General features: G+C 62.7%; 21 protein-coding genes and 1 pseudogene. 17 read left to right on the forward strand and 5 right to left on the reverse strand.

Annotation, left to right across the window (positions count from 1 at the left end; translation table 11 throughout):
• The first annotated feature begins 16 nt into the window (after positions 1–16).
• The 6 genes from ACF8MI_RS26355 (at position 17) to ACF8MI_RS26380 (ending at position 8,168) form a co-directional block, all read left to right on the forward strand.
• On the forward strand, positions 17–799 hold the full coding sequence (locus ACF8MI_RS26355) for an amino acid ABC transporter ATP-binding protein (protein WP_060497031.1): 783 nt from the start codon (positions 17–19) through the stop codon (positions 797–799).
• Between the two features lie 357 nt (positions 800–1,156).
• Entirely contained in the window at positions 1,157–1,966 is an 810-nt protein-coding gene (locus tag ACF8MI_RS26360) for a gamma-glutamyl-gamma-aminobutyrate hydrolase family protein (RefSeq protein WP_016713837.1), read from the forward strand.
• 452 nt (positions 1,967–2,418) lie between these two features.
• Positions 2,419–3,330, forward strand: coding sequence for a 5-dehydro-4-deoxyglucarate dehydratase (gene kdgD / locus ACF8MI_RS26365; RefSeq protein ID WP_016713836.1), 912 nt, complete (start codon positions 2,419–2,421; stop codon positions 3,328–3,330).
• Positions 3,331–3,433: 103 nt separating this feature from the next.
• The gene (locus ACF8MI_RS26370; RefSeq protein WP_060494126.1) at positions 3,434–4,798 is read left to right on the forward strand and encodes an MFS transporter; all 1,365 of its coding nucleotides are present in this window, start codon (positions 3,434–3,436) and stop codon (positions 4,796–4,798) included.
• Between the two features lie 78 nt (positions 4,799–4,876).
• Positions 4,877–6,430 carry a galactarate dehydratase gene (gene garD / locus ACF8MI_RS26375; RefSeq protein ID WP_200929416.1) on the forward strand — a complete coding sequence of 518 codons (1,554 nt, stop codon included), beginning with the start codon at positions 4,877–4,879 and terminating at the stop codon, positions 6,428–6,430.
• Between the two features lie 157 nt (positions 6,431–6,587).
• Positions 6,588–8,168: an aldehyde dehydrogenase (NADP(+)) gene (locus ACF8MI_RS26380; protein ID WP_060497035.1), complete on the forward strand. Its 1,581-nt coding sequence runs from the start codon at positions 6,588–6,590 to the stop codon at positions 8,166–8,168.
• Positions 8,169–8,242: 74 nt separating this feature from the next.
• Here the strand turns inward: ACF8MI_RS26380 and ACF8MI_RS26385 are convergent, their stop codons facing one another.
• Positions 8,243–8,992: a FadR/GntR family transcriptional regulator gene (locus tag ACF8MI_RS26385; protein ID WP_060497036.1), complete on the reverse strand. Its 750-nt coding sequence runs from the start codon at positions 8,990–8,992 to the stop codon at positions 8,243–8,245.
• A gap of 185 nt (positions 8,993–9,177) precedes the next feature.
• Here ACF8MI_RS26385 and ACF8MI_RS26390 point away from each other — a divergent pair, with 185 nt between their 5' ends.
• Both ACF8MI_RS26390 and ACF8MI_RS26395 read left to right on the forward strand, forming a co-directional pair.
• Positions 9,178–9,828 (forward strand): DUF998 domain-containing protein, encoded by a 651-nt coding sequence (locus ACF8MI_RS26390; protein ID WP_104834593.1) that lies wholly within the window; start codon positions 9,178–9,180, stop codon positions 9,826–9,828.
• 74 nt (positions 9,829–9,902) lie between these two features.
• A complete protein-coding gene (locus tag ACF8MI_RS26395; protein ID WP_060497038.1) occupies positions 9,903–10,232 on the forward strand; it encodes a hypothetical protein in 330 nt (109 codons plus the stop codon).
• A gap of 142 nt (positions 10,233–10,374) precedes the next feature.
• Here the strand turns inward: ACF8MI_RS26395 and ACF8MI_RS26400 are convergent.
• Positions 10,375–10,550 (reverse strand): annotated as a pseudogene (locus tag ACF8MI_RS26400) (EamA-like transporter family protein); the annotation flags it as partial.
• A 96-nt stretch (positions 10,551–10,646) separates the two neighbouring features.
• Here ACF8MI_RS26400 and ACF8MI_RS26405 point away from each other — a divergent pair.
• The 9 genes from ACF8MI_RS26405 to ACF8MI_RS26445 are packed head-to-tail and all read left to right on the forward strand — an operon-like array spanning position 10,647 to position 20,667.
• Positions 10,647–11,156 (forward strand): MarR family winged helix-turn-helix transcriptional regulator, encoded by a 510-nt coding sequence (locus ACF8MI_RS26405; protein ID WP_060497040.1) that lies wholly within the window; start codon positions 10,647–10,649, stop codon positions 11,154–11,156.
• A 36-nt stretch (positions 11,157–11,192) separates the two neighbouring features.
• Positions 11,193–12,122 carry a GNAT family N-acetyltransferase gene (locus ACF8MI_RS26410; RefSeq protein ID WP_060497041.1) on the forward strand — a complete coding sequence of 310 codons (930 nt, stop codon included), beginning with the start codon at positions 11,193–11,195 and terminating at the stop codon, positions 12,120–12,122.
• 50 nt (positions 12,123–12,172) lie between these two features.
• Positions 12,173–13,039, forward strand: coding sequence for a class I SAM-dependent methyltransferase (locus tag ACF8MI_RS26415; RefSeq protein ID WP_200929418.1), 867 nt, complete (start codon positions 12,173–12,175; stop codon positions 13,037–13,039).
• Positions 13,029–14,666, forward strand: coding sequence for an FAD-binding oxidoreductase (locus ACF8MI_RS26420; protein ID WP_060497043.1), 1,638 nt, complete (start codon positions 13,029–13,031; stop codon positions 14,664–14,666). Before ACF8MI_RS26415 ends, ACF8MI_RS26420 begins: the two co-directional genes overlap by 11 nt.
• On the forward strand, positions 14,663–15,427 hold the full coding sequence (locus ACF8MI_RS26425) for a hypothetical protein (RefSeq protein WP_060497044.1): 765 nt from the start codon (positions 14,663–14,665) through the stop codon (positions 15,425–15,427). Before ACF8MI_RS26420 ends, ACF8MI_RS26425 begins: the two co-directional genes overlap by 4 nt.
• 20 nt (positions 15,428–15,447) lie before the next feature.
• Positions 15,448–16,086, forward strand: a complete 639-nt coding sequence (locus ACF8MI_RS26430) for a peroxiredoxin-like family protein (protein ID WP_060497045.1) — start codon at positions 15,448–15,450, stop codon at positions 16,084–16,086.
• A 56-nt stretch (positions 16,087–16,142) separates the two neighbouring features.
• Positions 16,143–17,807 (forward strand): NAD(P)/FAD-dependent oxidoreductase, encoded by a 1,665-nt coding sequence (locus ACF8MI_RS26435; protein ID WP_104834591.1) that lies wholly within the window; start codon positions 16,143–16,145, stop codon positions 17,805–17,807.
• Complete coding sequence (locus ACF8MI_RS26440) at positions 17,807–19,294, forward strand: amidase (RefSeq protein ID WP_060497047.1); 1,488 nt, start codon at positions 17,807–17,809, stop codon at positions 19,292–19,294. Before ACF8MI_RS26435 ends, ACF8MI_RS26440 begins: the two co-directional genes overlap by 1 nt.
• Positions 19,295–19,317: 23 nt before the next feature.
• A complete protein-coding gene (locus ACF8MI_RS26445; protein WP_060497048.1) occupies positions 19,318–20,667 on the forward strand; it encodes a cation:proton antiporter in 1,350 nt (449 codons plus the stop codon).
• A gap of 2 nt (positions 20,668–20,669) precedes the next feature.
• Here ACF8MI_RS26445 and ACF8MI_RS26450 read toward each other — a convergent pair whose 3' ends face one another.
• From ACF8MI_RS26450 to ACF8MI_RS26460, 3 genes are all read right to left on the reverse strand, one after another.
• Positions 20,670–21,251, reverse strand: coding sequence for a hypothetical protein (locus ACF8MI_RS26450; protein ID WP_060497049.1), 582 nt, complete (start codon positions 21,249–21,251; stop codon positions 20,670–20,672).
• A gap of 293 nt (positions 21,252–21,544) precedes the next feature.
• Entirely contained in the window at positions 21,545–22,837 is a 1,293-nt protein-coding gene (locus ACF8MI_RS26455) for a sorbosone dehydrogenase family protein (RefSeq protein ID WP_060497050.1), read from the reverse strand.
• Positions 22,834–23,262, reverse strand: a complete 429-nt coding sequence (locus ACF8MI_RS26460; RefSeq protein WP_200929419.1) for a DUF2231 domain-containing protein — start codon at positions 23,260–23,262, stop codon at positions 22,834–22,836. The genes ACF8MI_RS26455 and ACF8MI_RS26460 overlap by 4 nt, the downstream gene beginning before the upstream one ends.
• Positions 23,263–23,368: the final 106 nt, after the last annotated feature.

A 23,368-nucleotide genomic window follows, 5' to 3' on the forward strand; every position in this document is an offset into this window, starting at 1 on the left:
GCGGGAGAAAAACAACATGACCGCACCACTGAGCCTTGCCAGCCTTGCCCCCGAGCCCGACCCACGCCAGGTGCTGATCCGCATCGAAGGCCTGAACAAGCACTACGGTGCGTACCACGTGCTGCACGACATCGACCTGCAGGTGCGCGAAGGCGAACGCATCGTGCTGTGCGGGCCGTCCGGCTCGGGCAAATCGACGCTGATCCGCTGCATCAACCGCCTGGAGGTGGCCCAGCAGGGCAGCATCAAGGTCGACGGCATCGACCTCGCCGCCACCACCCGTGAAGCGGCGCAGGTGCGCAGCGATATCGGCATGGTGTTCCAGCATTTCAACCTGTTCCCGCACATGAGCGTACTGGACAACTGCCTGCTGGCCCCTACCAGCGTGCGCGGGCTGTCGCGCAAGGACGCCGAGGAACGGGCGCGCATGTACCTGAAGAAGGTGGGTATCGAAAGCCACGCGCACAAGTACCCCAGCCAATTGTCCGGTGGGCAGCAGCAGCGCGTGGCAATCGCCCGGGCGCTGTGCATGAAGCCGAGGATCATGCTGTTTGACGAGCCAACCTCCGCACTGGATCCGGAAATGGTCGCCGAAGTGCTGGATGTGCTGGTGCAACTGGCCGGCACCGGCATGACCATGCTGTGCGTCACTCATGAAATGGGCTTTGCCCGGCAAGTGGCCGAGCGGGTGCTGTTCCTTGAGGGTGGGCATATCATCGAGGACAGCCCGCCGCAGGTGTTCTTCAACCAGCCGCGCACCGACCGGGCCAAGGCGTTTCTGGCGCAGATACTGCACTGAAATCTGCTCTGACCTCTTCGCGGGCGTGCCTGCGAAGAGGCCGGCACAAGCAACACTTTATTGCACCGCTGCAAAGACCCGACTGCATCGTTAAATATTATTGACCGACACCCCCGCCAAACCCACGCCGCTCCAGGCCCGCATCGGTTTCAGCCCCCAAAAACCGGTGCATTCCCCGCGTTAAAGCCCTCTTTAGTCGTTTGACATATCGAACGGCTCTGGCAAGCTATCTACATGCCCCGACCGGAATCGTCGCCTCTGACGAGCCGGCAGTGCTCGGGGCTACAGGCTGCACCCAAGGCTTCGCGCCGTGCACCTGCACAACAACGACAGGCTGAACCTGTCCCAAGGTGACATATGTCCAACAGCAACATTGGCAACAAGCAACCTTCCCTGCGCAAACCCGTCGTCCTGATGACCATGGGCAGCCAAGAGCGCAAAGGCCATGACTATCAGGTCATGACCCACAAATACATCACGCCGCTGGTCGAGTTCTCTGATTGCGTTCCGGTGCTGGTGCCCACCTGCTGCGGCACTGAAGACCTCGAGACCTACCTGGACATGGCCGACGGCGTGTACCTGACCGGCGCTGGCAGCAACATCGACCCGGCCCTGTACGGCCAGGAAAACCAGACCCCAGGCAAAGGCCAGGACCAGAACCGCGACCTGTTCGACATCCCGCTGGTCAAGGCGGCGATCAAGCGTGGCCTGCCAATCTTCGGCATCTGCCGTGGCATGCAGGAAATCAACGTGGCCCTGGGCGGCGACATCTACCAGAAGGTGTACGCCGAGCCGGGCTTCAACGATCACCGGGAAAACCCGGAAGACCCGGTTGAAGTGCAATACGCTCAGGTTCATGGCGTGAAAATCCAGCCAGGCAGCTGGCTGCAAGACACCCTGGGTACCGACGAGATTCGCGTCAACTCGTTGCATGGCCAAGGCCTGCGCAAGCTTGGCGCCGGCATCGAAGCCATCGCCCACGCCGAAGATGGCCTGGTCGAGGCCATTCACGCCCCGAGCATTTCGCCGTTCCTGTTCGCCGTGCAATGGCACCCGGAGTGGCAAGCGGCGAAAAACCCTGATTCGATCAAGATCTTCCAGGCATTCGGCGATGCTTGCCGTGCCCAGGTACGCAAGGCGCAGATCAAGCGCCAGCACGCTGCCTGACCTACCGTTTCCTCTGCTTTGATCGCGGGGCGGCGCAAGGCCGCCCCCGTTTCCCCGGTCACCCTCTGCTGGTCCCAGAACACTTCCCGTGGATGCGGGCGGCGGGCTTGTGCCTGTCTCCGCGATCGTTTTTCCCCTCCCTCTCAAGAGATACGATGACTGATTGCAGATAGGCTGCCATCGGTATCTCCTGCGCCTTCAGTTGTTACTTGTACCGGCCTCTTCGCGGGCAAGCCCGCTCCCACAGGGGGCTGCGCTGGTTTCAAAGGTGGTGCTGCACCTGTGGATGCGGGCTTGTCCCGTGAACAGGTCAGGACAGGCAATAACCCTTCTTCCCTGCCCCACTGCAAAAAAATCTCGCAAAGGGACTAGTCACCGCACAAGTTGTACGATAACTTACCTCCAGCGCAGAATAACACCCTTCACCCAAGCGCCACAGGATGCCTACAACAATGACTCCACAAGAACTGAAATCCATCCTCTCCCACGGCCTGCTGTCTTTCCCGGTCACCGACTTCAACGCCCAGGGCGATTTCAACCAGGCTGGCTACATCAAACGCCTGGAATGGCTGGCCCCGTATGGCGCCAGTGCCCTGTTCGCCGCTGGCGGCACCGGTGAGTTCTTCTCCCTGGCGGCCAGCGAATACAGCCAGGTGATCAAGACCGCCGTCGACACCTGTGCCACTTCGGTACCGATCCTCGCCGGCGTGGGTGGCTCCACCCGCCAGGCCATCGAATACGCCCAGGAAGCCGAGCGCCTGGGTGCCAAGGGCCTGCTGCTGCTGCCTCACTACCTGACCGAAGCCAGCCAGGACGGCGTTGCCGCCCACGTTGAAGCGGTGTGCAAATCGGTAAAAATCGGTGTGGTGGTGTACAACCGCAACGTCTGCCGCCTGAACGCCGACCTGCTGGAAAAACTGGCCGAGCGCTGCCCGAACCTGATCGGTTACAAAGACGGCCTGGGTGATATCGAGCTGATGGTGTCGATCCGTCGCCGCCTGGGCGACCGTTTCAGCTACCTGGGTGGCCTGCCGACCGCCGAAGTGTATGCTGCTGCCTACAAGGCCCTGGGCGTACCGGTGTACTCCTCCGCCGTGTTCAACTTCGTGCCGAAGACCGCCATGGACTTCTACAACGCCATCGCCCGTGACGACCACGCCGCCGTGGCCAAGCTGATCGACGATTTCTTCCTGCCGTACCTGGACATCCGCAACCGCAAAGCCGGCTACGCCGTCAGCATCGTCAAGGCCGGCGCCAAAATTGCCGGTTACGACGCAGGCCCGGTGCGCACGCCGCTGACCGACCTGACTGCCGAAGAGTACGAAATGCTCGCTGCCCTGATGGACAAGATGGGTCCGCAATAAGCGAACCCCTGCGGCCTGCCTTTGCCGCACCCGGAGTGGGAAGCCCCACTCCGGTTACAATTCGTGAGCCCGCACAAAAATAACTAGTGGGAGTATTACCAGCATGCAAGCGACGAAGAAGACGCATGTGCGCTACCTGATCCTGTTCATGCTGTTTCTGGTGACCACGATCAACTATGCCGACCGCGCCACCATTGCAATCGCAGGCTCCAGCCTGCAGAAAGACCTCGGCATTGACGCCGTAACCCTCGGTTATATCTTCTCCGCCTTCGGATGGGCTTACGTGGCTGGCCAGATTCCTGGTGGCTGGCTGCTCGATCGTTTCGGTTCCAAGAACGTCTACGCCTTCAGCATCTTCACCTGGTCGCTGTTCACCCTGCTGCAGGGTTTTGTCGGTGGCCTGCCAGTTGCCTGGGCCGTAGTGACCCTCTTCACCCTGCGCTTCCTGGTAGGTTTCGCCGAAGCCCCATCGTTCCCGGGTAACGCGCGCATCGTCGCCGCTTGGTTCCCCACACAGGAACGGGGCACGGCTTCGGCCATCTTCAACTCGGCACAGTACTTCGCCACCGCGCTGTTCGCTCCGATCATGGGCTGGATCGTGTTCAGCTTTGGCTGGGAGCATGTGTTCGTGGTCATGGGCGCACTGGGGATCGTGTTCTCCATGGTGTGGCTGAAGACCATCCACAACCCGCGCCAACACCCCCGCATCAGCCAAAGCGAGCTTGAGCACATCGAGCAGAACGGCGGCCTGGTGGACATGGACCAGAAGCGCGGCAACGACGGCCCGAAATGGGGCTACATCAAGCAACTGCTGACCAGCCGCATGCTGCTGGGCGTGTACCTGGGCCAATACTGCATCAACGCCATCACCTATTTCTTCCTCACCTGGTTCCCGGTGTACCTGGTGCAGGAGCGCGGCATGACCATCCTCAAGGCCGGCTTCATCGCCTCGCTGCCGGCGGTTTGCGGCTTCATTGGTGGCGTGCTGGGTGGCGTAATCTCGGACTGGCTGCTGCGCCGGGGCAACTCGCTGACCTTTTCGCGCAAACTGCCGATCGTCTGTGGCCTGTTGCTGTCGACCACCATGGTGTTCTGCAACTACGTCGACGCCGAATGGATGGTGGTCGGTTTCATGACCCTGGCGTTCTTCGGCAAAGGCATCGGCGCGCTGGGCTGGGCAGTGGTGGCAGACACCTCGCCCAAGCAGATCGCCGGGCTGTCTGGCGGCCTGTTCAACACCTTCGGCAACATCGCCTCGATCACCACCCCTATCGTGATCGGCTACATCATCAGCGCCACCGGCTCGTTCAAGTGGGCGCTGGTATATGTAGGAGCCAACGCCCTGGTGGCCGTGTTCAGCTACCTGGTGATCGTCGGCCCGATCAAGCGTATCGAGCTGCGCGACGATGCCCCAAAGCCACAGGCTGAGCCTGCCGCCAACGGCGAACTGGCCAGCTCGCGCCACTGAGTGAACACGCCCGCGCCGGGTTACCCGGTGCGGGCGGATGTACAAAAAGCCTGAGAACCTGACAAGTAGGGCCCAAACATGCAGTTGATCGAACATTCCGACTCGCCCCGCTACGTCCGCCTGCACGACGACGATAACGTCGTGGTGGTTGTAAACGACGGCGGCCTGGGCGAAGGCGCCCGCTTCGCCGACGGCCTGACCCTGATCGAAGGCGTGCCGCAGAGCCACAAGGTGGCCACCGTGGCCATCACCAAGGGCGAACCCGTGCGCCGCTATGGGCAAATCATCGGCTACGCGCTGGAAGACCTGCGCCAAGGCAGCTGGGTGCAGGAAAGCCAGCTGGCCATGCCGGCCGCACCAGAGCTGGACAGCCTGCCGCGCTGTGACGCTGTCCCACAGCCTTTGCCCCCCCTTGAGGGCTTCACCTTCGAAGGCTACCGCAACGCAGACGGCACCGTCGGTACCCGCAACATCCTCGGCATCACCACCACCGTGCAATGCGTAACCGGCGTGCTGGAGCATGCGGTCAAGCGCATTCGCAGCGAACTGCTGCCCAAATACCCCAACGTCGACGACGTGGTGGCCATCACCCACAGCTACGGCTGCGGCGTGGCCATCAACGCACGCGACGCCTACATCCCGATCCGCACCGTGCGCAACCTGGCGCGCAACCCCAACCTGGGTGGCGAGGCGCTGGTCATCAGCCTGGGTTGCGAAAAACTGCAGGCCGGCCAGGTGATGCACGACAACGACCCGTCGGTAGACCTCAGCGACCCGTGGCTGTACCGCCTGCAGGACGCCAGCCTGGGCTTTGTGGAAATGATCGAACAGATCATGGAATTGGCCGAAACCCGGCTGAAGAAACTCGACCAGCGCCGACGCGAAACCGTACCCGCCAGCGAGCTGATCCTTGGCATGCAGTGCGGCGGCAGCGACGCCTTTTCGGGCATTACCGCCAACCCGGCACTGGGCTACGCGTCCGACCTGCTGGTACGCGCCGGCGCCACCGTGCTGTTCTCGGAAGTGACCGAGGTGCGCGACGCCATCTACATGCTGACCTCTCGTGCCGAAAACCAGGACGTCGCCGAAGCCCTGGTGCGCGAGATGGACTGGTACGACCGCTACTTGCAGCAAGGCGCTGCCGACCGCAGTGCCAACACCACGCCGGGCAACAAGAAAGGTGGCCTGTCCAATATCGTCGAGAAGTCGCTGGGTTCGATCGTCAAGTCCGGCAGCGGCGCCATCCAGGGCGTGCTTGGCCCTGGCGAGCGGGTAAACCGCAAAGGCCTGATCTTCTGCGCCACCCCGGCCAGCGACTTCGTGTGCGGCACCCTGCAACTGGCCGCCGGCATGAACCTGCACGTATTCACTACCGGCCGCGGCACCCCGTATGGCCTGGCCATGGCACCGGTGGTCAAGGTATGCACCCGCAGCGAACTGGCGCAGCGCTGGCCCGACCTGATCGACATCGACGCCGGGCGCATCGCCACAGGCCGTTCGACCATCGAAGAGCTGGGTTGGGAGCTGTTCCATTACTACCTGGACGTGGCCAGCGGCCGCAAGCAGACCTGGGCCGAACAGCACCGGTTGCACAACGACATCACCCTGTTCAACCCGGCACCGATTACCTGATGCCGAGGGCTCACTTGATCGTAGAACGCACCTCCTTCCCTGTGGGAGCGGGCATGCCCGCGAACACCGGCAAAGCCGGTGCCATGCACCAAGTTGCCCGCTCCCACAGGTCATGTGACAAACCGCCAGATTTACTCTCAACCTACAGGAGCACTCCATGCCTGAAATCCTCGGCCACAACTTCATCGCCGGCCAGCGTAGCGCCGTCAGCCAACAGCGCCTGCAGAGCCTGGACGCCAGCACTGGCGAGGCCCTGCCCTACAGCTTTGCCCAGGCCACTGAAACCGAAGTGGACCAGGCCGCCAAAGCCGCCGCCGCTGCCTTCGCCGAATTCCGCCAACTGGCCCCGGCGCGGCGCGCCGAATTCCTTGAAGCCATTGCTGCGGAACTGGACGAACTGGACGACGCTTTCGTCGCCATCGTCTGCCGCGAAACCGCCCTGCCCGCCGCCCGCATTCAAGGCGAGCGTGGCCGCACCAGTGGCCAGATGCGCCTGTTCGCACAGGTGCTGCGCCGGGGTGACTTCCTCGGTGCCCGTATCGACCTGGCCCTGCCCGAGCGCCAGCCGCTACCGCGCGTAGACCTGCGCCAGATGCGCATAGGCGTTGGCCCGGTCGCCGTGTTCGGCGCCAGCAACTTCCCGCTGGCCTTCTCCACCGCCGGTGGCGACACCGCCGCCGCCCTGGCTGCCGGTTGCCCGGTGGTGTTCAAGGCACACAGCGGCCACATGGCCACCGCCGACCTGGTCGGCTGTGCCATCGTGCGCGCCGCCGAACGTACCGGCATGCCCAAGGGTGTGTTCAACATGGTATTCGGTGGCGGCGTGGGCGAGTGGCTGGTCAAACACCCGGCCATCCAAGCTGTCGGCTTCACCGGTTCGCTCAAAGGTGGCGACGCCCTGTGCCGCATGGCTGCCGAGCGCCCGCAACCCATACCGGTGTTCGCCGAGATGTCCAGCATCAACCCGGTGATCGTCCTTCCGGGCGCCCTCGCCAAACGTGGCGAGGCCATCGCCCGAGAACTGGCCGGCTCCGTGTGCATGGGCGCCGGCCAGTTCTGCACCAACCCGGGCATGGTCATCGGTTTGCAATCGACTCGGTTCAGCCAGCTGCTGGCAGACCTTGGCCAGCACCTGAACGCCCAGGCCGGCCAAACCATGCTCAACGCTGGCGGCCTGCGCAGCTACGTCGGCGGCCTGGAACACCTGCACGCCCACGCGGGTATCCAGCACCTGGCTGGCCAGCCACAGGAAGGCAGCCAGGCCCGCGCCCAGCTGTTCAAGGCCGACACCAGCCTGCTGGTGAATGCCGACCCGCTGCTGCAGGAAGAAGTGTTCGGCCCAACCACCGTAGCGGTCGAAGTGCAGGACAACGACCAGCTGCGCGCCGCCCTGCTCGGCCTGCGCGGCCAGCTGACCGCAACGCTGATCGGCGAGCAGGAGGACTTCGAGGCCTTTGCCTGGCTGGTGCCGCTGCTGGAGGAGAAGGTCGGACGCATTCTGGTCAACGGTTACCCGACCGGTGTCGAAGTGTGTGATGCGATGGTCCACGGCGGGCCCTACCCGGCCACTTCGGATGCGCGCGGCACGTCGGTAGGTACCTTGGCCATCGACCGCTTCCTGCGACCGGTGTGCTACCAGAACTACCCGCAGGCGCTACTGCCTGAAGCACTGCGCGACGGCAACCCATTGGGTCTGCGCCGCCTGGTAAATGGTCAGTGGCGTGACGGGGCGATCTGAGTGATTGCCTGATGCAAGAAAGCCCCGCGCATGGCGGGGCTTTCTTTTGGCAGTGTCCGCAGGCAAGGGAAACGTCAGGCCCCTTGCGCCTCAGCCTGTTCATGCACCTGACGCAAACGCTCCCGGCTATTGCTCAGGTGCATGCGCATGGCCATCTTCGCCCCTTCGCTGTCACGCCGGGCAATGGCTTCGTAGATCGCTTCGTGCTCATGCATCAACCGGCTCATGTAATGCGCCTGGTCATCATGGGCCAATCGCGCCGAATTCAGCCGGGTACGCGGGATGATGCTGGTACCCAGGTGGTTGATGATGTCGGCGAAGTAATGGTTGCCGCTGGCCTGTGCAATGCGCAGATGAAACTGGAAGTCTGCCGACACGGCATCGTTGGCATGGGCCGCCCCGTCGTTGAGTTCGTCCAGCGCCGCGCGCATGCCTGCAAGCTCTTCATCGCTGCGCCGCTGTGCCGCCAGGCCTGCCGACTCGATCTCAAGGGCAATGCGCAATTCCAGCACTGCCAGCACTTCACGCAGGGTGACCACGGTGGCCGGGTCGATGCGAAAGCCCCCTGTGGCCGGCGCGTCCAGCACGAAGGTGCCGATGCCATGACGGGTCTCGACCTGCCCGGCGGCCTGTAGCCGCGAGATCGCCTCACGCACCACGGTGCGGCTGACGCCCTCCTCAGCCATGATCTGCGATTCGGTCGGAAGCTTGTCGCCACGCTTGAGCTGGCCACTGCGAATGCGCTCGGTCAACACCGTGACCAGTTCCTGGGCCAGACTACGCGGCTTGCGCCGGGTCCTTGCCTGTACCTGCTGCTCTGTCATTGCCCTGTGTTTCACCTTGAAAGACAGCGCTCATCATAGCGCATGCAGTTGTACGATCACATACACCCGGTGCGGTATTTATTGCGCATCCCTGTCGCCCCACCTCGGGAAAAGCTGGCCCAAAGCCAGTGCAAGCCTGTACTGTGCGCCTTTGCGCTCACTCATCCATGGAAGGAAGACCCGGCATGAAAGTCCACGACCGCCTGCTGCTCGCCAGCGGCCTGCTGATCCCCCTCTGGCTGCTGGCCGGTGTATGGCTCACTGCCCAGGCCTACCCCGGCTACGACCACCTGCAACAGGCCATGAGCCAACTCGGCGCCGTTGGCTCGCCAACCCATAGCTGGTCGCCACGGGTCAACAACTTCCCCTTGGCCGTACTGTTCGCACTGTTTGCCTGGGGCCTGGCGCGGCGCTGGCGTCACTCCAGACTTGCACTGCTGAGTGCGGGCCTGGTGTTGCTACACGGTGTCGGCAGCCTGGGCACCGGCTGGTTCCCCTGCGACCAAGGGTGCGCTCCGGCGCAGCCGTCTACCTCTCAGCAACTGCATAACCTGTCTGGCCTGCTGATGTTCCTCTCATTGACCCTGGCCAGCGCCTTGTGGGCCTGGCTGGGCAATCGCATTGCAGGCTCACCGGCTCTGTCGTTGTTCTCCCTGGCCTGCGTGGTACTCGCGATCGTTACCGTCGCCCTGATGGGCCAGGCGGTAGAAAGCGGCCAGTTGTTCGGCCTGTACCAACGCCTGAACTATGGCGTGTCGGTGATCTGGGTCGCCGGCCTGGCCTGGGCCAGCCTGCGCAAGCCTGCCACCAACCCGCTGCGCATGGCGGTGATCTGACGGCAAACTGCTGGCCCCCGGTCTTGAAAAGGGAAGGCAAACTTCCTTCCTCTTCATATGCTTAGGACAGCAACATGCGAGTACTTCTAGCATCGTTGGCCGGTTGCCTGCTGGCCACGCTCGCTTTCGGCGCCCAAGCCCGGGCGCCAAGCCAGAACGATCGCCACACCTGCACCTGGGGGGCGCAGATAGCCGCCGAAGCCCAACAGGCCAAGCTTTCCGGGGTAACGCTCTATGCCACGCGAAAGAAGCTGCAGGTACGCAAATTCCCCAAACCGTGGATGCGCATGACCGCCTTCGGTATCACCGAACAGACCTACAACAGCCGCTCGCGGCTAAAGCCGTCGGCAATCAGGCAGACTTACTATGAACAATGCGTTCAGCATGCTGTGGCAAGAAGATAATTTGTTATTTATCAGATGTTTATGTGATAAACCTTAGAATAAGTCTTGAATAACGATAGCCCGCATCACGGCCGTCAAGGGGCTCCGGCCTTGAAGCCTGATAAAGCCATTCACCCCATGGATGAACTGCGCAAGATCGACTTCAAGTTGCGGCACCGGCCGGTGTCGCCGTCGTCCAGGTGCCCTCCACCAGCAGCACGCCGCATAAAATCAGCACCACCGGACACATACAGAGCCCTCCAGAACACCCCCTACCCACAGCCACCAACGCCCCTGCAGCGCCTTGCCCATGTACGGTGCAGGCACCCTGAGAACCATGAAAATCAGCCATGCAACGCAATAATTCAATCGCTGTCGCAGCCATGTAACACAGACACTGTTGACTTACTAAGGCACCAAGATAAACTGCGCCTTATGAATATTCTTGAGAACAAGCATCACATCATGCTCGACGCACTGGCAGAGGCCCCTGCCGACGCCAGGCAAAGCGTGCGCCTGTGTTTCGAACTGCTGTCCGCGGCTGCGGCAATCAACCGCGTGTGCGCGGTGCGACTGGCTCGCCATAACCTGTCAGAGGGGCGTTTCGCCATCTTGCTGACGTTGCAAGCGGCTGGCGGACGCTTGTCGCCGCTGGAACTGGCGACGCGTCTGGCGATCACTTCGGGCACCGTCACCGGCCTACTCGACGGCCTGCAAGGCGACGGCTTCATCAAGCGCCGCAAGGATGCCCATGACCGTCGCAAACTGAGCATCAGCCTTACCCCGGCAGGTGTTGCTGTCCTGGACGCGGTATTCGCCGAACACACCGACTGGATCGGCACGATCATGCACACGCTGGACCACACACAACGGGAAGCCCTTTCCGCCACGCTACAGGCACTTTCGGCTAGCCCTGCCCTGGCATTGCCACCCGACAAGGACTGAAGCCAATACACCCGTCAAACCACATGGAGGTGGATGATGTTGCAGAATCAGAGCGTACTGGCACGAATCGGCAGGAAGCCGCGCGTGCACAGCGAGCGCGACCAGGTAAGGCGGCGCCAGGCCTGGCTTGAAGCCTGCCTGCCAGCAGCACTTTACCGGCGGCTGTTCATTCACCGCCTCTCCAACCACCCGCTAGCCATTGAAGGCTTCAGCTTTCGACCGGTGCAGAATCTGTACGAACTTGAGCAGGCCCTGCGCCTGGTCAACGACAGCTATGCCCGTCGCGGCATTGCTACCGTGTGCCGCGCCGGCATGCGCTTCTCACCCTTTCACCTGCTACCTGGCACCACCACGTTCGTGGCACTGAAAGGTGACCAGGTGGTGGGGACCGTATCTCTGATCGAAGACTCGCCGCTCGGTTTGCCGCTGGAAGACGTGCATGTCAATGAAGCTGTGTTGCAACGCCTGGACGGTGGCCGCCTGGCCGAAGTCGGCACCCTGGCGGTCTGTAGCCACTACAAAGGCAAAGGCGTGCCCCTCATGCTGTACAACGCCATGTTCCGTTGGGCCATGGACCATCGCCGGGTAAATAGCCTGCTGATCGCCGTGCACCCTCGCGCGGCCAGCTTCTACCGCAACGTGCTGTTCTTTTCGCCCATTGGCCCTGTGCAGACCTACACCAAACTCAACAATGCCCTGTCGCTACCCCTGGCGTTGAACCTGAACCAGGCACGCCAGGTTTTCGCCAAGGTCTACCAGCACCCAGGCCTTGGCTTTACCGTCGAGCAGCAGCACACCGATCTTTTCGACTTCTTCTGCGCCCGGCATTTCCCGCACATCCAGTTGCCCGTCACGCCGCCTCAAACCCACTGGAGCACTGACGAAGTGCTCACCCACATGGCACGTTGCGGCACTTCGCCGCGCCATCTGACGCCGCGGGTACGGCGGGTTCTGCAATTGGATTGAGCAGCCCGCCCCGCGCTCCACACCACACGACTTTCATGGAGGATACGTTCATGGACATGGGATTGCTGCGCGCGATCTACAGGGAAATTACCCTCAAGCACCCGCTGGTGCGCACGCCTGAGCCTGATCTGGTAATGGCCGACGACGCCTGTGTCTCGGCTTACGCCGACAGTGCAGGCCAAGGCCAGGCGCTGTCCGGTACGTACCTGTACCACTGCGCCCAGATGTGTGCACTGATCAAACCCGGCGATGTCGTGCTGGACATCGGTTGTGGCCCGGCCAGCCTGTTGCTGCAACTGGCCCGCCTGAACCCGAGAGCCGAATTCATCGGCACCGACCTGTCAGCCACCATGCTAGAAGTGGGGCAGGCCTCGATTCGCCAGCAAGGCATCGACAACGTCGAACTGCGCGAGGAAGACATGACTCGCCTGGCCGGTATCGCCGACCGTAGCGTTGACGTGGTGATCTCTTCGATGGCGCTGCATCACCTGGCCGACCTTGCTCAGCTGGAAGCCACGTTTCGCAACATCGCACGCGTGCTCCGCAATGACCGGGCCATCTACCTGAACGACTTTGGCCGGCTCAAGTCGGTAGAGTCGGTGGACTATTTCGTCAGCCGCGCCAGTGATGGGGCCGACCAGGCCACACTGCTCGACTACCGCAATTCGCTGTTGGCTGCTTTCTCTCTGGAAGAATTCCAGACCCTTGCCGCCAGCTACCTGGGCCCCTGTGCCAAGGTTTACAGCACGGCGGTCAGCCCTCTGATGATGGTGATCCGCACACCCAAGCGGCGCTGTGTGGCAGCGATGAAGGGCGAATTTCGGCGACGCTACCGCGATTTGCCACGCAGCCGTCGGGCCGATGTCGACCAACTGCGGCTGTTCCTTGGCATGGGAGGCCTGGCAAGTGCGTTCTGAGCCGCAGGGGCTGCAAGCCGCCTTGGCAGCCTGGCGCGCGGTGCTGGGTGACGCCCATGTACAGAGTGACGCCAGCACGCTGCGCCAGCTGAGCCAGGACACCATGCGCTCGCCCGCCCATGCCAGTGCCAGGCTCAGGCCAGCCAACAGCGAGCAGGTAGCTGCCTGCCTGGCCATTGCACACCTGCACGGTGTCGCGGTGCATCCGGTCAGCACAGGCCACAACTGGGGCTATGGCGGCGTTGCAACGCTTCACGAGCGCTGCGTGCAACTTGACCTGTCGCGCATGGATAAGATCCTTGCCTTCGACGAGACTCTGGGCGTGGTCACCCTTGAACCAGGCGTTACCCAAGCCGCGCTGGCCGATTACCTGGCCAGTCGCAACCTGCCATTCCTTACGCCAGTCACCGGCGCAGGACCCACCTGCAGTGTGTTGGCCAACGCGCTGGAGCGCGGCTTTGGCATCACACCGTTAACGGACCACTGGCAAGCAGTCATGGGCCTTGAAGCCATTCTGCCCGATGGCCAACGCTATCGCTCGCCGATGTGGGCAACGGGCACAACCGCCTGCTTCAAATGGGGCATCGGCCCCTACCTGGACGGCCTGTTCAGCCAGAGCGGGCTGGGGGTGGTGACAAACATGTCGATCGCCTTGGTCAAGCGCCCACAGGTCGTGCAACCGTTCTATTTCTGGGTGGATTCGGCAGCACAGCTCCCGGCCGCCCTCGATGGCATCAAGCGCATTCTGGAACGTTGCGGCAGCCAGGTGGGCGGCATCAACCTGATGAACAGCACGCGTCTGCTAAGCATGGCCTACGATACCCGGCCCCTTACCCAACTGAATCAGGCCGAACGCAACGCCGCCGCGCAATCGCTGGCATTACCCGCCTGGATGGGGGTAGGTTCGATCTACTGCGAACAGGCGCAGCTGGCCTCGCTCAAGGGCATCATCCGCAGCGAACTGCGGCGGTTCTGCAGCCGTTACCTGTTCCGCAGCGAACGCCAGCTGGCGCTGGCGGAGCGTGCCTTGCGTCTGCTGCCGGGGACCTGGTCCAGGCGTTGGCAACTGACCTTGAGCAAACTGCGCATGGGCGTTGAGCTGATGGAAGGCCAGCCGAACCAGTTGGCACTGCCGCTGGCTTACGCCGCAGGTGCGCAACCGCAGCAAGGCACCTTGCTTGACCCGGCCCGGGACAACTGCGGCCTGATCTGGTACGCGCCTATCCTGCCTCTGCGCAGCCAGCAGGTAGCCACCTTCGTCTCGCACATGGAACAGGCTTGCGAAACCCATCGCATGCCCTGCCCGGTTACCCTCACCACCTTGTCGGGCCGCGCAATCGACTGCACCGTGCCGCTACTGTTCGACCGCAACGATGCCCCCGGCAGCAGCCGCGCCGAAGACTGCTACCGGCAGTTGTTCCGCACGGGTAAAGAGCAAGGCGTACTGCCCTACCGGCTTCCCCTGGCCTTCATGGGCTTGCTGAGCGAAACACAAGCGTCTGCCTGGCAACTCGGACAGCGCATCAAGGATGCGCTGGACCCAGAGCACCTGCTCGCGCCAGGGCGTTACTGCCCGTTGGCGCCAGCCCTCCACTGCCAACCTGCTGTGATGGAGCCTCAGCAATGACTGATGATCGCAAGTCCCTGATCGACCTTGGCCAACTGCCAACCCGCAACCTGGCCGAATGCCTGGCCGTGGATCAGGCGACACTGGCCAATGCCCTGGTCACCCGGTTACCTGCGGCGCTGGTCGCGCAACTGGCTGCCTGCGCTGATCAGGTTCAGACGCTGGGCCTGTCAAAAAAGATTGCAGCCATTGGCCTGGCGCTGGGCCAATGGCTGGAACATGCACCCGCCCCCCTGCGCCAGGAGGTGTTCGAGCAATGCTGTGCGCACCCGTCCGACACCGTTCGCAGCTGGGCAGCCTTCGCTCAGGCACACCTTTCGCGCACGCTGCCTGCACAAGACGCCCTGCTGGCGCAGTTGCGCTTTGCCCGCGATGAGCATTTTGGTGTACGCGAATGGGCCTGGATTGCCCTGCGCCCACGCCTGGCACAGCAGTTGGACACCGCCCTGCCGTTGCTCAGCCGCTACGCAGGCGACGCAGACCCGCTGGTGCGACGCTTTTGTATCGAAATCCTGCGTCCACGTGGCGTCTGGTGTGAGCACATAGCCGCGCTCAAAGAACAACCGGAAGTGGCCGAGCCGTTGCTGGTGCCGCTGTTGGCCGAGGCTGAAAAGTACGCCCAGGACTCGGTCGCCAACTGGCTTAACGATGCCAGCAAAACCCGACCCGATTGGGTGCTCCAGCTGTTCCAGCGCTATCCCCCCGGCTGCAAGGCCTCGCAGCGAATCCACGCCCGAGCAACCCGAAGCCTGCCCCAGTGAATCACCACAAGGAGAGAAGCATGTCACTCAAGGAAAAACTCGACGCCATCAAACAGCAGATGGGCCAACTGCCCGCCGACGTGCTGGAAAAATTCAGCACGTCGCTACAGGCCTTGATCGCACGCCACCCCGAAGCCCATGCACTGAAAGCCGGTGACCGCGCACCACTGGCCGTGTTGAAGGATGCGGATGGCAAGGCGGTAGACCTGCATGCCTTGCTGACACGCGGCCCATTGGTGCTGGTTTTCTATCGCGGCCTGTGGTGCCCGTTCTGCAATGCCGCGCTTGGCGAATACCAGCAGATGGTGGGTGACCTGGCCGCCAGCGGTGCCACCTTGGTGGCTGTCTCCGCCCAGAGCCCTGCCGCCACCGGGAAAACCCGTGAAGCCCTGGGGGTGCGCTATCAACTATTGAGCGACCCCGGCAACCAGTTGGCGCGCCAGTACGGCATCGTCTTCGAACTGGAACCGGAGCTCGAGGCGGTGTACCGCTCACTCGGTGCAGACCTCAAGGCCCTCAATGCCAGCGACGACCTCAGTTTGCCGATGGCCAGCGCATTCGTCATCGGCCAGGACGGTCACATACGCCGGGCGTTCATCAATGTCGACTACTCCGAGCGCGCCGAACCCCAGGCACTGATCGAAGCCGCCAGCCACTGAGCGCCACTCCCCGGCACCGGTTTTCCCGGTGCCCCACCCCATCACGGACTGATGACATGAAACGTATCGCTATCATGGGGGCCGGCGTGGCCGGCCACCTGGCTGCCCTGTACCTGCGCAAGCGCTTGCCTGGCGTAGAAGTGACGCTGATCGGCCGCCCGGACCGCAAGCGGCCGATCGTCGGTGAGTCGACGGTCGAGCTGACCACCCACTTTTTCAAAGGTATCGGCCTGGGCAGCCTGCTTGAAGAAAAGCATTACCACAAATACGGCCTGACCTATTACCTGAAACTGCGCAACAACCCGGAGTGCCGTAACTACGTGGTCCATGAGGCACCTGGAGTGATCCGCATGCCCGCCTACAACCTCAACCGCTTCAGCTTCGACAAAGACCTGCGTGCCATCGTGGCCGACCAGCAGGTGCAATTGATCGAGGCCGACGTGGCTGCGGTCGACCTGCACGAAGGCGAGCACACCCGTCACCGCCTGACCCTGCGCAGCGAAGCGCAAACCTGGCAAATGGACGCCGACTGGGTGGTCGACGCCACCGGCCGCAACCGTTTCATGGCCAAGAAGCTGAAGCTGCACAAAGAGCCGACCTACCAGCGCAGCACGTTCTGGTTCCGCCTTCGCCAGTTTGATCGCAACATCCTGCACAGCATCAACACCCACAAGGACAAGCATCACTGTTTCGACCCGTACTACGTCACCCATCACTTCTACGGCAAGGGCTACTGGATCTGGCTCATACCCATGCGCAGCGAAGACGGTGCCGACATGATCAGCATCGGTATTACCTACCGCCCGGACATGATCAACGAACGGATTGGCACGCTGGAAGCCTTCAAGGAAAGAGTCATGGCAGACCACCCGGTGATCACCGAGCTGATGGCATCGGGCGAAGTCATCGACCAGCACGCCATGTACAACTACATGTACGAGGCCAACCAGTACTACTCCACCGATGGCTGGTTCCTGATCGGCGATGCAGCGTTCACCTTCGACCCCGCCAACAGTGCTGGGCTGGCCTATGTAGCCCAGCAGATACCGCAAGTGGCCGCCATGATCGAGAAAGACATCCAGGGCACGTTGACGCCCGCCTATGTCAATTGCCTGGAGTCGCACATCCAGGCGCAACTGGCGCTTCAGGACACCTGGAGCAAGTGGTACGAGGTAATGGACGACCCGTTCCTGATGGGCTGGACGCTGCTGTTCGCCAACATGGCGTACTTCCATGTGGTGTTGCCCATGTATGTCAGCGGTGACTTTCTGGACGGCCATCAGGCCCAGCAATTCGCCGATTTGTTGCCACGCTACACACGGGACCTGCAGCCATCACCGCTGCCCTTTGCCTGCCTGTTACGTGAAGTACGCCGTTCCAATCCTGGCATCAGCCCGCAGATGATCCCCAACCTGTATTCGCGTACCATCAACTTCGCCCTGTACAAGGCCGACAACCAGGCCCGGCCGCGATACGCCGCCAGCTACTTCCTGCGCTCGGCGCTGCTGCGCTTACGCTTGATGCGCATGGTGCGCTGGAGTTTGGCGCCTCGCCACCTGAAACTGCTGGCGCGGCATAGCCTGGGCACGCTGCAGGACTTGGGACGCGCTACCAGCCTGCGGCTGATGCCTTCACTGTTTTACAAGTACGGCGAGGCGCCCGAGCTGCTCAAGTCGCCGTTCGGCAGCGACGGCGGCTTCCTCGACCTGGCGCGCCACTGATGGGCGTGCCCATGGCCGAAGCCGGCGGCGACGCACTGGTGGCTCTTAGCGGTGTGCGCCTGGCTGCCGGGGTCCGTGATGGCACGCTGTCGCCGGTAGCACTGGTCGAACACAGCATCCGCCGCTGCCAAACCGTGCAACGGCGCTGCAACGCGGTGGCAGTGGCGCTGTACGACCAGGCGCGGCGGGCCGCCGAAGTTGCCGAACGCCAGCGAGACCAAGGCGTCCCGCTGGGTCGACTGCATGGCGTGCCCTTCAGCTTCAAGGAGGGCCTGGGGCTGGCCGATGCGCCCAAGACGTGCGGCTCACGCCGCCGACAGCACAAGGTTGCCGGGTTTACCGCCACCGCCGCGCAACGTCTGATCGATGCGGGCGCCATTCCGGTCGCACTGGGTAACCAGGCCGAGATGGCGCTATGGCCAGAAACCGATAACCCTGTCTACGGCCGCACCAGCAGCCCCTACCGGAACGACCGGAGTGCCGGTGGCAGCAGTGGCGGTGATGCCGTGCTGGTAGCCAGCGCTTGCGTGCCTTTCGCGCTGGGTACCGACGGCGGTGGCTCGGTGCGAATCCCGGCTGCCTGCAACGGCATTTTCGGCCTCAAGCCATCACGGGGGTTGGTGCCACTGACCGGGCATCTCCCCTTGGACGAACGCGGCCTGGGGCAGCCGAATGCCATGGCCATCGCCAGGCACTTTGCTGCCGGCCCATTGTGTCGGCATGCCGAAGACCTGCCCGTGCTGCTGGAGATCATTGCCGGGCCTGACCAACTGGACCGCAATATTATCGACAGCTACGTACACCGCCCGCCGCCTGCAGCATTGCAACGCCTGTACCTGTGCCAGCCCGAGCGCCTGGGCTGGGGAAGCCGGATTTCGCCGGCCGTGGTTCAGGCACTGGATGACGTGGCCCACCACTATCAAAGCCAAGGCACCCATGTCGAGCGCTGGCTACCCCACGCACTGAACGATGCGTTCGCCATCTGGTTGGCCGTGCTCAAGCAGGAAACCGGCGTGCGCCTGGCCGACATTCTCGGTGACGGCCAGCCTGTGGCGCATTTGGCGCATGCCTGGCAAGCACTGCTCGGCCAACCGCAGCATGCCGCCGGACCTTGGCTGGCAACCGTGCTCGACAGCCTGGGCGAATGCCTGGGTAACCCCGGCCTTGCAAGGCAGCTACCCAAACGCGATGCCCTGTTACACGCGCTGACCGAACGGCTGGATGGCAACAGTGTACTGGTCCTGCCAGCGTTGCCCGGCACCTCGCCCGAGCATGGCCATGCCCTGCGCTACCCGGGGGATATCGGCTACACCGCGTTGTTCAACGTACTGGGCCTACCGGCCCTGACGGTACCCATGGGGCGCCTCGATCAAGGCTGCCCGGTGGCCCTGCAGCTGGTGGCCGGCCCCGGCCAGGAGCCTGTGCTGCTCGACGCAGCACGCTCACTGGAGCTCGCATTCGGTGGCTGGATCGCGCCGCCCTTCTGACCCAACACACTCGGGACACCATCATGCCCAATACCCTTCACGCCAGTACCGTGCAGCTCGCGCCAACGGCGCCGGCACAGTCAGCCGTTGGCTCCCAGGCCGAACACCTGACCCTGATGTTTCTGTTGCAGCTCATCGTGATCTTCAGTGTTTCGCGGCTGATCGCCTGGTTCAGCACCCGCCGCTTGGGCCAAACGCCAGTCGCCGGCGAAATCCTTGCCGGGCTGGTGCTAGGCCCAAGCCTGCTCGGCTACTTTTTTCCTGAGCAACTGGCCGCGCTGTTCGTACCGCAAACGGCCACTGCCTTCGTGGTCACTGCACAAATCGGCCTTATCCTGCTGATGTTCCAGGTCGGCCTGGAGTTCGAGTTCGGTGCGCACCTCAAGGGCCGCAAGCGTTCGGTCATCATCATCAGCATGGGTGGGCTGCTGGTACCCTTTGCCAGCGGCATGCTCACCGCCGAGTACTTCTGGCAGCAAATCAGCGGGGACAGACCGCCCCTGCTGGCGTTCCAGCTGTTCTTCGCCACGGCACTTTCAATTACCGCTCTGCCCATCCTCGGGCGCATCTTCATGGAATTGGGCCTTTCGCGCTCGCGAGTCGCCACCCTTACCATCGGTGCGGCGGCAATAGACGATGTCTGCGGCTGGCTCATCCTTGGTGGCGTTACATCGCTGATCGCCTCGCAGTTCAACCCTTGGGCTTCGTTGGCCCGGGTGCTGGCGCTGGGCTTGTTCATTGTGCTGGTGATCGGCCTGGTGCGACCACTGATCATGCGCTGGATCCTCGGCGACCTGGAGCGCCGACCGCTGACGGCCCAAGGCATATCGCTGATGCTGATCATCCTGCTGGCCAGCGCGACCGTGACCAACCTGATCGGCGTGTTCTCGATCATCGGCGGTTTCATTCTCGGCGTTGCCCTGCACACTGAACGCCGCTTCGTCCAGCAGTGGAATGCCAAGGTCAGTGGCGTGGTCAACGCATTCTTCTTGCCGATATTCTTCGCCTACACCGGCCTGCGCACGGATGTGGGTGCCCTGGAAGGCACGACCGCACTGTGGAATTGCCTGCTGATCTGCCTGGTGGCCTTCGCCAGCAAGTTTTTCGGTGCCTACGGAGCCAGCCGCCTGCTTGGCGAAAGCCGCCGTGATGCGGCGCTGATAGGCGTGTGCATGAATACCCGGGCGCTGATGGAGCTGGTCGTGCTGAATGTCGGCTATGACCTGGGCGTACTTCCCAAGGAGTACTTCACCCTGTTGGTGATCATGGCCATCATCAGTACTTTCATCGCCTCCCCCTTGATCCGGCTGCTCACAGCACATTCTCGCACCCCACGTTCGACCTCGGAGGCAACCGAGGTCGGCAGCGGCTGAAATCAGCGTGAGGTTTCGACACGCAGCACTTCGGTGTAGATCGCGTCGACAGTCTGACCGACCTTGAGGTTCTTCATGCGCGCCTGCAGGTCCGGGTTCTCGACCTTGACCACCTGCAGCTTGCCCTCTGGCGGCAGCAGGCTTACTTCATGTTTGGCGAGGTCGATCTTCTTGATCTGCGAGGTAACCCTGACCTGGCGGAAGGCCTCGCCGCCCGGGTTGGGGTTTTGCGCCGTGGCGCGAATGGTGCCGGACTCCTCACTGGCCTTCGGCGCCCCGCCCACATCCGTGTTGAGCACATAGGCCACGGCACGGGTCACGAAGATGTCGACCTGGTCCCCCACCTTGAGGTTGGGTAGGGCCTTGGCCTTTTCAGTCAGCTGGAACGTCACATCCTTCCTGTTATCTGGGCCCTTCACCGTGACCTGGCGGTTGGCCAGGTCGATGGCGGTGACCTGCGTGGTCACGTGACTTTCCAGCGCCTCGCTGGCAATCGGGATATCTGCAGCGTGCGCGGTGAGGCTGGTAGCGGACACCAGTGTGGCCAAAGCAACAGCACGCGCAAAGGAGCGAATCGGGTTCATAGGCCTGCTTCCATGTGATCAAGACCGGATAGGGACGCGAAATGTTCGCGCGCCAACAAGCATAGACCCTGTCCGCCAACCTGCTGGCGCGACGTATTTCGTCCCATTTTCGTCATGCCCACCCTTGTAATAGCAAAAGCGAACTCTTTAAGAACGTGTTCGACCGGGATTACTATGCCTCGGCACATGGCTCGGTAGACCTGGTTACCCCAGGGGCGCCCCGTACGCTTGAGGCAAGCTTCAATTATCGCTTCTGATACCGAATGGGGCCGCCTTGCGCAGCCCCGAAAGGTTCAGCGATTACGCGTCACCCGCCACACCGTATTCGCCAGGTCGTCAGCGATGATCAACGCCCCACGCGGGTCCACCGTTACCCCTACCGGTCGCCCACGGGTCTTGCCATCCTCACCCCGGAAGCCAATGGCGAAGTCGATCGATTCCCCCGTGGGCTTGCCATCGCGGAACGGCACGAAGATCACCTTGTAGCCCACCGGATTTGGCCGGTTCCAGCTGCCGTGTTCACCCACGAACACACCCTCGGCGAAACGCTCGCCCATGGCCGGTATCGAAAAATCGACACCCAGCGCAGCAACATGCGAGCCAAGGCTGTAATCCGGCTTGATCGCCGCCGCCACTTTGTCCGGGTTCTGCGGCCGCACCCGCTCGTCGACGTTCTGCCCCCAATAGCTGTAAGGCCAACCATAGAAGCCCCCCTCACGCACCGAGGTCAGGTAATCCGGCACCAGATCGGGGCCTAGCTCATCACGCTCGTTGACCACCGCCCACAATTGCCCGGTCTGCGGCTGGATGGTCAAGGCCGTCGGGTTGCGCAAACCGGTGGCATAAGGACGGTGGGCGCCCGTCTCGGCATCGACCTCCCAGACCATGGCGCGGTCGGCCTCTACCTCCAGGCCCCGTTCGGTGATGTTGCTGTTTGAACCAATGCCCACATACAGGTAGCGGCCATCCGGGCTGATCGTCAGCGCCTTGGTCCAATGGTGGTTGATTTCGGCAGGAAGGTCAGTGAGCTTGGTGGGCGCTCCATCAGCCTGGGTCTGGCCGTCCCGGTAGTCAAAGCGCACCAGCGCATCCTGGTTGGCCACGTACAGTTTGCCGTCGGCGAAGGCCAGACCATACGGCGCATTGAGGTTTTCCGCAAACACCGTCTGCACCTCATAGGTGCCATCACGGTCGGCATCGCGCAGCAAGGTCAGGCGGTTGCCGCCTTTGACCTGGGTGTTGCCTTTGGCCTTGATCTGGCTGGCGATCACATCCTTTGGCTTGAGCTTGGCTGCACTGCCGCCCCGCCCCTCGGCGATCAGAATGTCACCGTTGGGCAGTACCAGGCTCTGCCGCGGTATCTTCAGGTCGGTAGCGATGGCCGTGATGCTGAAGCCTTCCGGCACAGTCGGTTTCTGCTCACCCCAGGCAACCGGCCGAGCAATCCTCATGCTTGGCAGCAAGCTGCGCTCGGGGGCTGGCAGCTTCGGGTCCGGGCCCAGCGCCTGGGTCGCCTCACCATCGCCGCCGCACGCACTCAACAACAAAGCCACGCCCAACAGGCTCAACGCATGCAAAGGCTTCATGCTGCACCTCCTGAGCGCAAGTTGCTCAAGCCGGTCCAGGCAGCGATTACCGCGAGCACCGTGACGATTGCCGACAGCACCAGCCCGGATGGCATCACCGCCCAAGCATCCTTGGCATGTTCAAAGGCATTGATCAGGCCGAGTACCCAGGTCATCAGCAACAGCACGAAGTACAGCGTCGGTCGCCCACTTTTGCGCGCTGCCCGGATCAGATTGGCCAGCGCGAATAAAAGTGCCAGCCCGCAGAACACCAGCCCACCGGCGATCAACCAGGCGGCGAAGTTGCTCCATTGGATCTGGTAGCTGTTCAGGTAGGCGATGTCGCTTAGCAATGCGCCGAGAAACAGCGGCGCACTGCCGGCCAGCAGCAAGGCGTGAAGCGGGCTGGGTGTAAAACGATAGAGGGTTTGGTCAGGTGTGGTCACAGTGCCTCCTTTTCATTCAGTGACCCAAGGACTGATGGGCTATTGCCACCAGGCACGCACAGGTTGCGCTAAGCAAAGGAGCCCTGTGGCGGCGCGATAGTTCACC

The organism is Pseudomonas sp. yb_9 (genome assembly GCF_043103635.1).
Classification (GTDB): domain Bacteria; phylum Pseudomonadota; class Gammaproteobacteria; order Pseudomonadales; family Pseudomonadaceae; genus Aquipseudomonas; species Aquipseudomonas monteilii.